Source organism: Burkholderia sp. BCC1638, assembly GCF_902833195.1.
Lineage (GTDB): Bacteria > Pseudomonadota > Gammaproteobacteria > Burkholderiales > Burkholderiaceae > Burkholderia > Burkholderia diffusa.
In genome coordinates, this window is record NZ_CADFEC010000041.1 from 32,654 (window position 1) to 46,150 (window position 13,497).

Annotated in this window: 12 protein-coding genes; 4 read left to right on the plus strand and 8 right to left on the minus strand. The window is 67.7% G+C overall.

What is annotated here, in order from left to right; translation table 11 throughout:
* Positions 1–3 precede the first annotated feature (3 nt).
* The 5 genes from HWX22_RS29185 to HWX22_RS29205 form a co-directional block, all read right to left on the minus strand.
* Entirely contained in the window at positions 4–1,377 is a 1,374-nt protein-coding gene (locus HWX22_RS29185; RefSeq protein ID WP_059815905.1) for an MdtA/MuxA family multidrug efflux RND transporter periplasmic adaptor subunit, read from the minus strand.
* Positions 1,378–1,627: 250 nt separating this feature from the next.
* Positions 1,628–2,452, minus strand: a complete 825-nt coding sequence (locus HWX22_RS29190) for an IclR family transcriptional regulator (protein WP_175916894.1) — start codon at positions 2,450–2,452, stop codon at positions 1,628–1,630.
* A 561-nt stretch (positions 2,453–3,013) separates the two neighbouring features.
* On the minus strand, positions 3,014–4,972 hold the full coding sequence (locus tag HWX22_RS29195; protein ID WP_175916895.1) for an alkaline phosphatase PhoX: 1,959 nt from the start codon (positions 4,970–4,972) through the stop codon (positions 3,014–3,016).
* Between the two features lie 193 nt (positions 4,973–5,165).
* Entirely contained in the window at positions 5,166–6,359 is a 1,194-nt protein-coding gene (locus tag HWX22_RS29200; RefSeq protein ID WP_174907045.1) for an ammonium transporter, read from the minus strand.
* Between the two features lie 243 nt (positions 6,360–6,602).
* Positions 6,603–6,938: a hypothetical protein gene (locus HWX22_RS29205; RefSeq protein WP_059815892.1), complete on the minus strand. Its 336-nt coding sequence runs from the start codon at positions 6,936–6,938 to the stop codon at positions 6,603–6,605.
* Positions 6,939–7,131: 193 nt separating this feature from the next.
* Between HWX22_RS29205 and HWX22_RS29210 the strand changes: the two genes are divergently transcribed.
* The 4 genes from HWX22_RS29210 to HWX22_RS29225 all read left to right on the plus strand — a co-directional run bounded on the left by HWX22_RS29210 (position 7,132) and on the right by HWX22_RS29225 (position 9,642).
* Positions 7,132–7,560: a hypothetical protein gene (locus HWX22_RS29210; RefSeq protein ID WP_059523609.1), complete on the plus strand. Its 429-nt coding sequence runs from the start codon at positions 7,132–7,134 to the stop codon at positions 7,558–7,560.
* A gap of 91 nt (positions 7,561–7,651) precedes the next feature.
* Positions 7,652–8,107: an Rrf2 family transcriptional regulator gene (locus tag HWX22_RS29215; RefSeq protein WP_175916896.1), complete on the plus strand. Its 456-nt coding sequence runs from the start codon at positions 7,652–7,654 to the stop codon at positions 8,105–8,107.
* A gap of 137 nt (positions 8,108–8,244) precedes the next feature.
* Entirely contained in the window at positions 8,245–8,886 is a 642-nt protein-coding gene (locus tag HWX22_RS29220) for an NAD(P)H-binding protein (protein ID WP_175909643.1), read from the plus strand.
* 285 nt (positions 8,887–9,171) lie between these two features.
* Positions 9,172–9,642 carry an Lrp/AsnC family transcriptional regulator gene (locus HWX22_RS29225; protein ID WP_006754321.1) on the plus strand — a complete coding sequence of 157 codons (471 nt, stop codon included), beginning with the start codon at positions 9,172–9,174 and terminating at the stop codon, positions 9,640–9,642.
* Positions 9,643–9,722: 80 nt separating this feature from the next.
* Here the strand turns inward: HWX22_RS29225 and HWX22_RS29230 are convergent, their stop codons facing one another.
* Genes HWX22_RS29230 through HWX22_RS29240 form a run of 3 tightly spaced genes read right to left on the minus strand, consistent with a single transcriptional unit; the run spans position 9,723 to position 13,210 of the window.
* A complete protein-coding gene (locus HWX22_RS29230; RefSeq protein WP_175916897.1) occupies positions 9,723–10,496 on the minus strand; it encodes an ABC transporter ATP-binding protein in 774 nt (257 codons plus the stop codon).
* Positions 10,497–10,500: 4 nt separating this feature from the next.
* Entirely contained in the window at positions 10,501–12,177 is a 1,677-nt protein-coding gene (locus tag HWX22_RS29235) for an iron ABC transporter permease (RefSeq protein ID WP_175916898.1), read from the minus strand.
* Positions 12,167–13,210 (minus strand): Fe(3+) ABC transporter substrate-binding protein, encoded by a 1,044-nt coding sequence (locus HWX22_RS29240; protein WP_059683054.1) that lies wholly within the window; start codon positions 13,208–13,210, stop codon positions 12,167–12,169. Before HWX22_RS29240 ends, HWX22_RS29235 begins: the two co-directional genes overlap by 11 nt.
* Between the last annotated feature and the right edge of the window lie 287 nt (positions 13,211–13,497).

Genomic DNA, 13,497 nt, shown 5'->3' on the forward strand with positions numbered 1-13,497 from the left:
GCGTTACTGGGCCGCGGGGGCCGCTGCCTGCGACGCGCCGTGCTTCTGCCCGCCGCGGTGGGCGGCCGCACCCGATGCACCCGACGCCGCGCCGGCGCCGTGCGCGCCCGACGCGCCTTTCGGCTTGTCGGCCGGGATCGTGATCTTCGCGCCTTCGCGCAGCCGGTCGGAGCCGTCGGTGACCACGCGCTCGCCGATCGCGACGCCGCTGACGATGCTCGTGCGCTCGCCGTCGACCGGGCCGACCTTGACCTTGCGCACCGTCACCGTGTTGTCGGGTTTCACGATGTACACGAACTGGCCGATCGAGCCCGTCAGCACGGCGGCCGTCGGCACGATCGTCGCATCGCGCATCACGTCGACCAGCAGCCGCGTGTTCACGAACTGATTCGGAAACAGCAGGCCTTCCTTGTTGTCGAAGGTCGCGCGCAGCTTGACCGTGCCGGTGCTCGTGTCGATCTGGTTGTCGAGCGTCTGGAGCGAACCCGTCTCGAGCGGCACCGTGTTGTTGCGGTTGTACGCGGTGACCGACAGTTTCCGGCCCGCGTTCACCTGCTTGACGATCTGCGGCAGGTTGTCCTCCGAGGTCGTGAAGATCACGCTCATCGGCTGCAATTGCGTGATCACGACGATCCCGTTCGTGTCGCCCGGCGTCACGTAGTTGCCGGGGTCGACCTGGCGCAGGCCGACGCGGCCCGACACCGGCGCCGTGATGCGCGCGTACGTGAGGTTGAGCTTCGCGGAGTCGATCGCCGCCTGGTCGGTCTTCACCGTTCCTTCGTATTGCTTGACGAGCGACGCCTGGGTGTCGACCGTCTGCGACGCGATCGAGTCCTGCGACAGCAGCGTCTGGTAGCGCTTCAGGTCGATGCGGGCCGTCGCGAGCAGCGCCGAGTCGCGCGCGTGCGTGCCTTCGGCATTCTCGAGCGCGACCTGATACGGGCGCGGGTCGACCTGCGCGAGCAGGTCGCCTTTCTTGACGATCTGGCCTTCCTGGAACGCGACGGACTGCAGATAACCCGACAACTGCGTCTTGACCGTCACGTTCGCGAGCGGCGTCACGGTGCCGAGCGCGGACAGCACGATCGGCATCTCGCCCTGCGTCGCGGTCGCGACCGATACGGGTTGCGGAACGTTCGCCATGGCGGCGGGGCCGCCGCGGCCGCGATGGCCGCCACCGCCGCCGGCGCTCGCGCCGGAGGCCGCGCTGCCCGCTGCCGACGCGTCCGCCTGCGTACGGTTCCACGGGTGCCACCACAGCAAGCCGCCGATGACGACGACCGCGAGCGTCCCGATCACCAGCGTGCGGCGCGGGCGGCGCGCGGCGGGGGAGGCAGGATCCTTCGAAGGGGGCGTGGGCTTTTGTTGGTTGTCCATCGTGTTCTGTCAGGAAGACGGCGCGGCGGGCCGGGAGACGGGCCCGGGGCGGCGCGTGGGCTTGCGGTGCCGGAGGGCCGGCTCGATCCGGGCCCTTCCGGCCCGCGCGGGAAAAGAAAAGAGCGGTGCGCGCCGCGAATGCGGCGCGACGATGGGCATGATGCTACGTCCCGTCCCCGTTACAGTCCAGTCGTCTATCTTTCAACGGGTTACGGTCGTTACAGAAGGCGACGGGACGATGGCGGATCGATTACACGGCGCTGCGCCGGGCGGGTGCGCCGCCGATCTCGCGGGTGATTTTCGCGATGCATTCGTGCAGCGCGGGCACCACGTGTTCCTGCAGCCATTCGGGCGGGCACTGACTGGATGCGCCGCCGCAGTTCACCGAATAGCGCTGGCCCGACGGGCCGACGAAACCGGCCGCGACTGCGTTCAGCCCTTCGCGCCATTCGCCGATCGCGATCGCATGGCCCGTGCGCATCGCATCCTCGACGCCGGGGGTCAGGCGCGCGGATATGTGCGGCCAGTCGTCGCCGGCCGTCGCGCGCAGCGCGTCGAGCAGCACGCGGCGCTCGTCGTCCTCCAGTGCCGCGAGATACGCGCGGCCGACCGCGGTGCGCGCGATGTCCATCCGCGAGCCGATCTCGAGACGCGTGACGAGCACGGCCGAGCGCGGCCGGATCACGTCGATCGCGACCATGTCGAGCCGGTCGCGCACCGCGAGGTGCACCGACAGCGACGTGCGCTCGGCGAGTTCGATCATGAACGGCCGCGAGCGCGCGCGGATGTCGAAGTTGCGCAGGAAGCCGTGGCTCAGTTCCAGCACCGACGCGGTCAGCACGAAGCGCTCGCTGTCGGGCAACTGGAACAGGAAGCCGGCGCTGACGAGCGTCGCGGTGATGCGCGACACCGTCGGCTTCGGGATGCCCGTCAATTCGGTGAGTTCGCGGTTGCTGACCGGGGCATCGGCGGCCGCGATGCGCCGCAGCACGGCGAGGCCGCGCGCGAGCGCGGTGATCTCGTCCGGCGACGATTCGCGGTCGCGGGGCGCGGGAGGCGTTACAGGTGTCGACACGAGGGATTCTCTCTATTTCCGAAACTCGATTTCAATTTTGTTGGTATTGTAGGATGATTGTCAAAAGATGCGTGTTCCATGGGTGAATCGTTCATCGGATGATATTTTACGGGTTCACCCTTGGTTTATTAGGAAAGCGCTCAAATGTGCATTACCGGGAAGTGAACAAACCGGTGCAAATACCGCTTGACTTGTCGGGCGGAAACGGAAAGAATGTCTCACGTTTTCGAAACATCGTTTCACGAGTTTAACCGGCAACGGTGTTTCGCGCAGTCTCTCAGGTTCTAGCACGGCCCTCGGAATGGCTAGAACTTTTTTAGCGCCACGGTCTCCGTGGCGCTTTTTTTTGCCCGTCCGCCGGACGCATCAGGTCCGTATTATCCCCCGATCGCTGAAATCGCCCGTTCGACCGTGCTCGTGCGCGCCTGCGTGCGTGCGGCGCGCGCAAAAAAAAGCGCGATGCCCGCAATGGGCATCGCGCGTAAACCGGCGTGGAGCGCCGACGAATGAAACGTGAAGAAGAAAGCGTGACAGGGGCACGCGGCCCCACGGTGCAGAGGGTCAGCCCTTCGCGAGCTTGATGCTGGTCGGCTCGGCGGTCAGGTAGCCGACGCTGGCGCCGAAGCGGTCCTTGAAGTTCGCGCGCACGAGCGGATCGAGCGTCGGCTTGACCTTGTCGTGCAGCGGCGTCTCCCAGTCGCCCGCGTGCTGGAAGTTGCTCATGATGTAGGTCCAGCCGTTGATCTCGTCGACCGCGTGCAGGCCCGTCGATTCGGCGCCGGCCGGGCACGACAGCACGCGCACGAGCGACTTCGTGTCGACGTTGTACGCCCACAGGAAGTTGTTCACGTGCATGCCCGAGTCTTCGCCGATGAAGAGCGTGCGCAGCTTCTCGGAGAACTTCAGGTTGTCGGGGTTCGCGATCTTGTCCGGGTTCGCGAGGTTGCCGAGCGCATCGGCCGCGGCGAGGTCCTCGCCGACGAGCGCGGCCGGCGCGCCCATGTCGACCGGCACCCACTCGCTGTCGATCGCGCCGCCCGACGTGTCGCGCTGGCCGGCCTTCAGGTTCAGCGCGTAGACGGCGCCTGCTGCGATCTTCTTGTCCACCGCGACGTCGCGCGACACCGCATTGCCCTGGACCATCGACGTCTCGATCCGCGACATCGCCGTGTAGACGATCTTGTCCTTCGCGTTGACCGTCGTGCCTTCGAGCTTCGTGAACGCCATGCTGCCGCCGATCAGCGCCGCGTAGCGATGCGTCTCGAGGAACGCGGCCGCCTTTTCCATCCCGGGCTTCACGCGCATCCAGTTGAACTTGCCGCCGAAGTGGATCTTCGTGAAGCTCGCGTCGTTCGGGTCGGTCGTCGTCAGGTCCATGATGTCCGACGCCTTCAGCGTGTTCGCGAGCGTCTCGATCTCGCTGCTGGTCGCGTGACCGATCCTGATCCACGTGAGCGTCGCGCTGCCGGCGCCGGCGGACGACGTCTGCGTCCACTTCGCGACGTACAGCGTGCCGGCCGACAGGTCGGCCGCCTTGTCGGCGACGAACATGAACAGGCCGCCGTTGGTGGCGTCGTCGCCCATCATCACCGTGCGCTGGTCCGGCATCACCTGGATCAGCTCGTGCGAGATGCGGCCGAGGCAGTAGTGCTTCTTCACCGAGCCGGTGCCGTCCGGGTTCACCGTGATCTCCGGCAGATGGCCGTAGTGATAGGGGTTCGCCTTCGTCTCGTCGCCGAACGTGTTCCGGCTGAATGCCTTGAACTGCGCGTCGGTCGCGGCCTTCGTCGCGTCCGGCTCGTATTCCTCGCTTGACAGGTGCGTGCCCCACGGCGACAGGCTCGCGCCGCACGTGATCCACAGGCCGTGCGCCTTCGACGTGTCGACGTTGTGATACTTGACCACCTTCAGCGCGCCGCTGGACGGATCCTGGTCGAGCGTGATCACCGCGATCGGCGACGGCAGCTGGCCGTACTGCGATGCGCTCGCCTGGTCGCGCGTCGTGTATTCGAACTGCACGACCGCGAACACCGTGTTGCCCTTCACGCCGGCCACGTTCGCATTCTTCAGCGTCAGCAGCGAGCTGCCGTCCGGGCAGTCCGAATAGAACTGGCGCTCCTTGCCCGCCATCGAGCGGTCGATGATCGGCTGGTTGTTGATGTCGTAGTAGCCGCCCGCGAGCGTCGTGCCGCCCTTGCCGTCCGGCACCATGTCGCCCGTCACGAAGAACGGCCGGTACGCGAGCTTGAAGTTGCGCGACGAGCCGTCCGAGAACGACACCGACAGCGTCGAGCCGACCGTCGTCGTGGCCATCGCGGCCGCGTTGTCGAGCGTGGGCGCGGCCATCGCCGAGAATGCCGCCGACGTGTACGCGGCGGCGGCCGGCGTTGCCGCCGGATTGTCGTCGCCGCCGCAGCCCGTCAGCAGGGCCGGCAGCGCGAGGCCGGAGAGGGGCAGCATGGGCGCGCCGGCGAGGATCTTCAGGGCCTGACGACGGGAAGCATTGGGCAACGCGGGCATGTGGAGTCCAGTTTCGAATGTTGGAAGAATGGCCTTTCGCGAAGCAGGCGATCAGCAAGCAATGCGAAGGCAAGTTGAAAACTGGACCGAAGTTTAGGGACGCTCGATGAAAGTTTTTTGAATTGAAAACGTAATGATGCGTTGGGCGTCCGTCAGGCGCGCTGCCGGACGCCGGTTAGGTGTGTGTTCGCGCTCAGTCGCGCTCGGGCGTCGCCGAGATGCGGTGGATCGACAGGTCGGCGCCGTCGAATTCGGCTTCGCGCTCGAGGCGCAGGCCGACGGTCGCCTTCAGCGCGCCGTACACGAGCGTGCCGCCGGCGGTGGCGATCGCGATGCCGCCGAGCGTGCCGATGAGCTGCGACACGAACGACACGCCGCCGAGGCCGCCGAACGCGGGTTGCCCGAACACGCCGGCCGCGACGCCGCCGAGCGCGCCGCACATCCCGTGCAGCGGCCACACGCCGAGCACGTCGTCGATGCGCCACTTGTTCTGCACGCAGGTGAACATCGCGACGAACAACGCGCCGGCTGCCGCGCCGGTGACGAGTGCACCGATCGGGTGCATCACGTCGGAGCCCGCGCAGACCGCGACGAGGCCCGCGAGCGGCCCGTTGTACGTGAAGCCCGGATCGTTGCGGCCGGCCATCCACGCGGCGAGCGTGCCGCCGACCATCGCCATCAGCGAGTTCACGGCGACCAGGCCGCTGATCTTGTCGAGCGTTTGCGCGCTCATCACGTTGAAGCCGAACCAGCCGACCGCGAGCACCCATGCGCCGAGTGCGAGGAACGGAATGTTCGACGGCGGGTGCGCGGCGATCCGGCCGTCCTTCGCATAGCGGCCGTGGCGTGCGCCGAGCAGCAGCACGGCCGGCAGCGCGACCCAGCCGCCGAACGCGTGCACGACGACCGAGCCCGCGAAATCGTGGAACGGCGCGCCGAACGCATGCGTGAGCCAGCCCTGCACGCCGAAGCGTTCATTCCATGCGATTCCTTCGAAGAACGGATAGATGAAGCCGACGATGATTAGCGTCGCGACGAGCTGAGGGTTGAATTTCGCGCGTTCGGCGATGCCGCCGGACACGATCGCGGGAATGGCCGCCGCGAACGTCAGCAGGAAGAAGAAGCGCACGAGCGCGTAGCCGCTGTGCTGCGACAGCGTGCCGATGTCGTCGAAGAACTCGACGCCGTACGCGATCGTGTAGCCGATGAAGAAATACGCGAGCGTCGACACCGAGAAGTCGACCAGGATCTTCACGAGCGCGTTGACTTGGTTCTTCTTGCGGACCGTGCCGAGCTCGAGAAATGCGAAGCCCGCGTGCATCGCGAGCACCATGACGGCGCCGATCAACAGGAACAGTGTGTCGACGCCGGATTTCAGACCATCCATGCTGTGGCTTCCTTGCGCAAAAAACGGGCAAGGAATGCAAATATCGAGCCAACTTGGTGAACGAGTGCGTATAAGTGGTGCGGGCGGCCGTGCGATGCGGCATGTCGGCGACGCGTGCACGGAAGCGGGGCAGGCTGCGTGTGGGGCCGGTGGGGCAACGAATGCACGCGCGTGGTGCGATGCGAGCGCAACTGGTGCGTGCGATGCGCGGCGTGGTGCGCCGCGATGCACCGGTCTGGCGCGTCAGCGGCGGGCGAACAGCACGCGCGAGCGCCGTAGCCGCAGTGCGCAGGCACACCAATAGGCGGCAACGGTGGTGAGCCCGAGTGCGGCAAACGCGAGCGCCGCGAAGCCCGCGTGCGACTGGCCGTCGCCGTCGGGGCCAAGGATGCCTTGCGCGACGATCAGCGCGGCCGTCCAGAAGCCGATCACCGCCTGGGCGAGCAGGCGAGCGCACGCCACGCGGCGCGGGCGCCCGGCAGCGCGCAGGCACGATGCGGACGGTGAGCGAAGGCACAGGAACAGGGTGGCGGCGAGCGCGGCGGCCAGCGCAATGAACCAGTCGATGAGGAAAGCCATGAAGAAACGGGCAGCAGACGGAGCGGATTGAGGCCCGCCCACTTTAGTCTCGGCACGCCTGCGATTGAATCAGACAAATCCGAAATTGAAAGGCATTTTTAATCACCAGTCGTCATTGGCCCTGTTCCACAGGCGGTATCATCGACGCTGGTCCAACCATTCAGGCCGTGCGGCGCACGGCCGGAGATCGCTGATGAAGATGAAGACTTGGCTGGCGCGTCGCGTGCCCGGGTCCGTGCTGGCGGCCGCGGCCGTCGGTGCGGCGCTGTTGCTCGCAGGCTGCGAGAAGTCCGGCACGCCGGCCACGCAACCCGATACGGCCGCCAGCGCGGCCGCCGATGCCGCGAACAACGCGGCCAAGGCGCTCGACCAGGTGGCGAGCACCGTCAACCAGCAGATCAATGCCGCGAAGGCCGGCATCGCGAGCGCGGCCTCGGCCGTGCCGCCGCTGTCCGCGAGCGGCCTCGCGTCCGCCGCGCAGGCGCAGATCGATGCGGCCGCGTCCGCCGTCGTCGCACACGCGGCATCGGAAGCGGGCGCGAAGATGGCGGAGGCCGGCAAGAAGCTCCAGCAGTGGAGTCAGCAGAACGCATCGGGTGCGAAGCCGGCCAGCGGCGAGTAAGCGCCCCTTGCGGAATTCGTGAAATGTAACTATAGTGCGTACACATTGCCGCCGGCTGCCGTTCGGGCCGGCGTCACCGAGTGAGTGAGGAATGAATACCAGCAGCCGGTTCGCGTTTGCCGTTCATGTGCTTGCCTTGCTGTCGATGCAGGAAGGTGCGCCGCTGTCGTCCGACATCATCGCGGGTAGCGTGAACACGAATCCGGCGCTGATTCGCCGTCTGCTGTCGATGCTGGCGGCCGCGGGGCTGACCACGTCGCAGCTCGGTGCGGGCGGCGGCGCGCTGCTGGCACGCGAGCCCGGCGAGATCACGCTGCTCGACGTGTATCGCGCGGTCGACGATGCGCAGCTGTTCGCGCTGCATCGCGAGGCGCCGAATCCCGCGTGTCTCGTCGGGCGGCACATCCAGGGCGTGCTGATCGACTATATCGGCGACGCGCAGCGCGCGATGGAAGCATCGCTTGCCACGCGCACGCTTGCGGACGTCACGGCCGACGTGCTCGAATCGGAGCAGCGCCGCCGGCCGGCGGGAAGCACCGGCGGGTGATGGCGAGCAACGGCTGATGCAGGGCAGGAGGCCGGGTGACCCGTACGCGCGGCGACCGGCACGACGGAGTGTTGCTCCGTTTTTTTTCGATCTTATATGTAATCAACGTAGTTACTTTTTACTTCTGGAGAATCGACATGACGCAACGTACCTTGAACATCGCACTGTTCGGCGCCACCGGGATGATCGGCTCGCGCATCGCCGCGGAAGCCGTGCGCCGCGGCCATCGCGTGACTGCGCTGTCACGCCATCCGGGCGCGGCCGGCGACGGCATCACCGCGAAGGCGGCCGACCTGTTCGATGCGGCCAGCATCGCGGCCGCGCTGCCGGGCCACGACGTCGTCGCGAGCGCGTATAGCCAGAAGCAGGACGAACCCGCGAAGATCGCCGCCGCGGCGAAGGCGCTGGTGGAAAGCACGCGCCAGGCGGGCCTGAAGCGGCTCGTGGTGGTGGGGGGCGCCGGTTCGCTCGAGGTCGCGCCGGGCAAGCAACTGGTCGACACCGAAGGTTTCCCGGACGCGTACAAGGCAGTCGCGCTCGCGCATCGCGATGCGCTCGATTATCTGAAAACGGTCGGCGATATCGACTGGACGTTCTTCGCGCCGGCGGCCCTGATCGCGCCGGGCGAGCGCACGGGCACGTTCCGCACGGGCACGGGCAAGCTGATCGTGGACGCAGAGGGCAACAGCAGGATCTCGGCGGAAGACTACGCGGTCGCGTTCGTCGATGCGCTCGAGCAACACAGCTTCGTGCGCGAGATCGCAACGGTCGCGTATTGAGCGATCCCACGGCAAGGCGGCGCGCAGGTGCCGCATTCGCCGTGAGCGGCCAGCAGGCTGCGCAGCCGCAATGACTTCAGGCGATTCCATCTCGGCGGGTGGAATCGCCTGTTTCGTCTGGTGTGCCGATGATCGATGGGCCGCTGCGCGCGGGATCGCGCGTGACGCGGATGCTTCCCGGCCTGATTGGTATTTATCCCGGTCGACGCCGCGCGGCGGTTTCCATATTGTTCCCCGTCATGCAGGATGCATAGAAAAAATTTCTATCTACGAGGGACCGGGTAAATGGATGCCATCGATCGCAAACTGCTTGAGCTGTTGCAAGCAGATGCCACATTGCCGATCGCGGAACTCGCGCAGCGCGTGAATTTGTCGCAGACACCCTGCTGGAAGCGCGTGCAGCGGCTCAAGGAAACCGGCGCGATCCGCGCGCAGGTCGCGCTGTGCGATCCGCGCAAGCTCGGTGTCGGCACGACTGTGTTCGTCGCGATCCGCACGAACCAGCACACCGAGGAATGGGCGCAGCGCTTCACGCAGGCCGTGCGCGACATGCCGGAAGTCGTCGAGGTCTACCGGATGAGCGGCGAGACCGACTATCTGCTGCGGGTCGTGGTGGCCGGCATCGACGATTACGATCGCGTGTACAAGCAACTGATCCGCGCGGTGCCGCTGTTCGACGTGAGCTCGTCGTTCGCGATGGAGCAGATCAAGTATTCGACCGCGCTGCCGGTGCGCGATCTGTCCGAGCCGGCATAGCGCGCGGGGCGGCAACGGACCGCGTCGGTGCGCATGGGCGTTACGTGTGCGCGCCGCCGATACGTGCCGTTATCGCCCGGTCAGCGGCCGCGCGACAGCGCGCGTGCGCGTTCGTCCGCGAGCGCGTCGCGGCGCACGAATTCCGCGACGAACGAGCTGGCCGGATGGTGGTGCAGCGCGTACGGCGTATCCCATTGCGCGAGCCGGCCGTCCTTCATCACGCCGATCCGGTCGGCGATCGCGAACGCTTCCGCCTGGTTGTGCGTGACGAGGATCGCGGTGTGACCCGTGCGCTTCAGGATGTCGCGCAGCTCGAACGCGAGCCGCTCGCGCGTATCGACGTCGAGATTCGAGAACGGCTCGTCGAGCAGCAGCAGCTCGGGCGACGGCGCGAGCGCGCGGGCGAGGGCGACGCGCTGCTGCTGGCCGCCCGACAGTTCGTGCGGATACGCGCTGCCGGAAGCGGCGAGGCCGACGAGTTCGAGCATGTCCACGACGCGCGCGCGCCGTTCGGCCTTCGGCATGCGCCGCAGGCCGAACGCGACGTTGTCGGCCGCACTCAGGTGCGGGAACAGCGCATAGTCCTGGAACATCATCCCGATGCGTCGCCGCTCGGGCGGCACGTCGAGCGACGGCGCCGCGACGGGCGTGCCGTCCAGCACGATGCGTCCCATGCGCACGGGCTCGAAGCCCGCGATCGCGCGCAGCACGGTGGTCTTGCCGCAGCCCGATGCGCCGAGCAGGCAGCCGATGTCGCCGCGCGGCAGCGCGAGGCTCAGCCCGTCGACCACCGTACGGCGGCCGTGCGGCGTGTCATAGGCGACGCAGAGGTCGTCGAGTTTGAGCAGGTTCACGGTGTCAGGCTCCGATCTTGTGACGGGTGCGCGCGAGCAGGATCACGGGCACGAGCCCGGCCAGCACGATCGCGAGCGCGGCGACCGCGCCTTCCTCATAGGTGCCGCGCGCGGCCTCCGCATACAGCCAGGTCGCGAGCGTGTCGAAATTCAGCGGGCGCAGCAGCAGCGTCGCCGGCAGCTCCTTCATCGCGTCGACGAAGACGAGCAGTGCGCTCGTCGTGAGCGCGGGCCGCAGCAGCGGCAGGTGCACGCGGCGCAGCGTGCCGCCGGCCGTCTCGCCGAGCGAGCGCGCCGCGTGTTCGAGCGACGGCGGAATGCGCGCGAGGCCGGCTTCGATGCTGCCGGCCGAGATCGCTAGAAAGCGTACGGTGTAGGCGATCACGAGCGCGGCCGCCGACCCCATCAGCAGCAGCCCGTCACGGCCGAGCGCCGCGCCGACCAGCCGATCGGCCGCCGCGAACGGGATCAGCAGGCCGATCGCGAGCACGGTGCCCGGCACCGCGTAACCGAGGCTCGCGATTCGCGCGCACACACGGGCCGGGCCCGCGCGCGCGCTGTCGCGCTGCGCGCGCGCCGCCCACGCGACGACGAGCCCGCATGCGAGCGTCGCGACGGTTGCGGCGGCGGCGATCGTCAGCGTGTTCGCGAGCCCGGTCATCAATTGCGCGGATACGCCGCCGACGAGATGCAGCCGCTTGCCGGTCTCGACCGCGAGGTACGCGGCCGGTGCGCCGAAGCCGAGCAGCACCGGCAGCCAGCCGAGCGCGGCGGCGCTCCACGCGGCCGTGCCCGTCAGCTTGCGCGGTGCGGCCGGACGCATGCGCCGGCCGTGCGCGTAGCGCTGGCGGCGGCGCCCGTAGCGTTCGAGCGCGATCATGCCGACGACGATCGCGAGCATCGCGAGCGCGATCTGCGCGGCGCCGGCGAGATCGGAGCGCGTGATCCACGTCGTGTAGACCGACACGGTCAGCGTCTGCACGCCGAGGAATTCCGATGCGCCGATGTCGTTCAGCGTTTCGAGCAGCGCAAGGCTCACGCCGACCGCGATCGCGGGCCGCGCGAGCGGCACGACGACGCGCCAGAACGTCGCGATGCGTCCCGCGCCGAGCGTGCGCGCGGCTTCGAGCAGACTCGCGGACTGCGTGACGAACATCGCGCGCGTGCTCAGGTACACGTACGGATACAGCACGAAACCGAGCACGAAGATCGCACCGGGCAGCGAGCGCAGGTCGGGCAGACGGAACTGGCGCGGGCTGTCGAAGCCGAGCAGCCAGCGGATCGCGCCCTGCACGGGGCCGATCGGATGGAGCAGGTCGAGATAGGCGAACGCGACGATGTAGGTGGGCACCGCGAGCGGCAGCAGCAGCGCCCAGGTCAGCATCCGGCGGCCGGGAAAGTCGTACGCGGTGACGAGCCACGCGCAGCCGGTGCCGACCACCGTGACGATCGCGCCGACGCCCGCGAGCAACAGCAGCGTGTTGACGAGCGCCTGCGGCAGCACGAATTCGGCGAGATGCTTCCAGTGCGCGAGATCGGCGCCGAACGCGGCGGCGACCAGCACCGCGAGCGGCGCCGCGACCGCCGCGGCGATCGCGACGGCCGCGCCCAGCCAGAGGCCGCCCGCGCGCGAACGGAGCGGCCGGCGGGGCGCGCGGACGAACGTTGCGTCAGTTGTCAAAGCCGACCTTGTCGACGAGCTGGCTGGCCGCCTTGCGGTGCTTCGCGATGTCGGTCAGCGGCAGCGGGTCGACCTTCAGCGTGCCGAAGCTCGCGATCACCGGATCGAGCTTCACGTTCGCGCGCACCGGATATTCGTAGTTCGCCTGCGCATACAGCGCCTGCGCTTCCGGCGACACGAGGTACTCGAGCAGCTTCACCGCGTTGGCCTTGTGCGGCGCGTGCTTCGCGACCGTCGCGCCGCTGATGTTCACGTGCGTGCCGCCGCTTTTCGCGTTCGCGAACGTCGGCCGCACGACCTTGATCGCGTCGCCCCACTTGCGCGCATCGGTGCCCGGCTCCGCGTTCTTCATGTGACCGACGTAGTACGCGTTGGCAAGACCGACGTCGCAGATGCCACCGAGGATGTCGCGCGCGACGTCGCGGTCGCCGCCCGTCGCCTTGCGGGCGAGGTTCGCCTTCACGCCCCGCAGCCACTTTTCGGTCGCGGCTTCGCCGTCGTGCGCGATCATCGCCGCGACGAGTGCCGTGTTGTACGGATGCTGCCCCGAGCGGATGCAGACCTTGCCCTTCCATTTCGGATCGGCGAGATCCTCATAGCGGAACGCGTCGACCTTCAGGTCCTTCTCCACGTACAGCACGCGATCGCGCAGCGACAGCGCGTACCAGTCGCCTTGCGCGCCACGCAGGTTCGCGGGAATCGCATCGTCGAGCACCTTCGAGCGCACCGGCTGCGCGAGGCCGCCGTCGACGAGGTCGAGCAGGTTGCCGATGTCGACCGTCATCAGCACGTCGGCGGGCGACTGCGCGCCTTCCGCCTTCACGCGCTCGAGCAGGCCGTCCTTCACGAACACCGTGTTGACCTTGACGCCGCTCTGTTTCGTGAACGCGTCGATCAGCGGCTGGATCAGCTTCGGTTCGCGGGTGGTGTACAGGCTCACTTCCTCGGCCGCGTGGGCCAGTGGCGCAAATGCGGCGGCGGCAAGGGCGAGGGCGCCGGCGAGCGGCAGCAGGCGGGTGCGCGGATTCGACATGGAGACTCCGATGAGGCAGGCGGACGAAGAAGCGTTCCGGGGCGTGCCTGCCGCCCGAGCAACCCGAAACATTACAAAGCGAAAGATTTAGGATTCTAGATCGAAATGGGAATGATTATCAAATGAAAGGTGTCAGCAAGCCGGGAGGAAGATGGGGGGGGGGCCCCTATGTGTTTCGTCAAGCGGTAGGGGCTGACTTGGGTTGGTAAATGGTGCCGTCGCGCAGCATGGCGAACAGGACGTCACAGCGTCGCCGTGCGAGCGCGATGAGCGCTTGGTTGTGGCGC

Excerpts from the sequence above, each read along its gene's own strand:
- HWX22_RS29185 (WP_059815905.1), bottom strand. The coding sequence starts at position 1,377 with ATGGACAACCAACAAAAGCCCACGCCCCCTTCGAAGGATCCTGCCTCC.
- HWX22_RS29195 (WP_175916895.1), bottom strand. The coding sequence starts at position 4,972 with ATGCCCGCGTTGCCCAATGCTTCCCGTCGTCAGGCCCTGAAGATCCTC.
- HWX22_RS29200 (WP_174907045.1), bottom strand. The coding sequence starts at position 6,359 with ATGGATGGTCTGAAATCCGGCGTCGACACACTGTTCCTGTTGATCGGC.
- HWX22_RS29205 (WP_059815892.1), bottom strand. The coding sequence starts at position 6,938 with ATGGCTTTCCTCATCGACTGGTTCATTGCGCTGGCCGCCGCGCTCGCC.
- HWX22_RS29210 (WP_059523609.1), top strand. The coding sequence starts at position 7,132 with ATGAAGATGAAGACTTGGCTGGCGCGTCGCGTGCCCGGGTCCGTGCTG.
- HWX22_RS29215 (WP_175916896.1), top strand. The coding sequence starts at position 7,652 with ATGAATACCAGCAGCCGGTTCGCGTTTGCCGTTCATGTGCTTGCCTTG.
- HWX22_RS29220 (WP_175909643.1), top strand. The coding sequence starts at position 8,245 with ATGACGCAACGTACCTTGAACATCGCACTGTTCGGCGCCACCGGGATG.
- HWX22_RS29225 (WP_006754321.1), top strand. The coding sequence starts at position 9,172 with ATGGATGCCATCGATCGCAAACTGCTTGAGCTGTTGCAAGCAGATGCC.
- HWX22_RS29240 (WP_059683054.1), bottom strand. The coding sequence starts at position 13,210 with ATGTCGAATCCGCGCACCCGCCTGCTGCCGCTCGCCGGCGCCCTCGCC.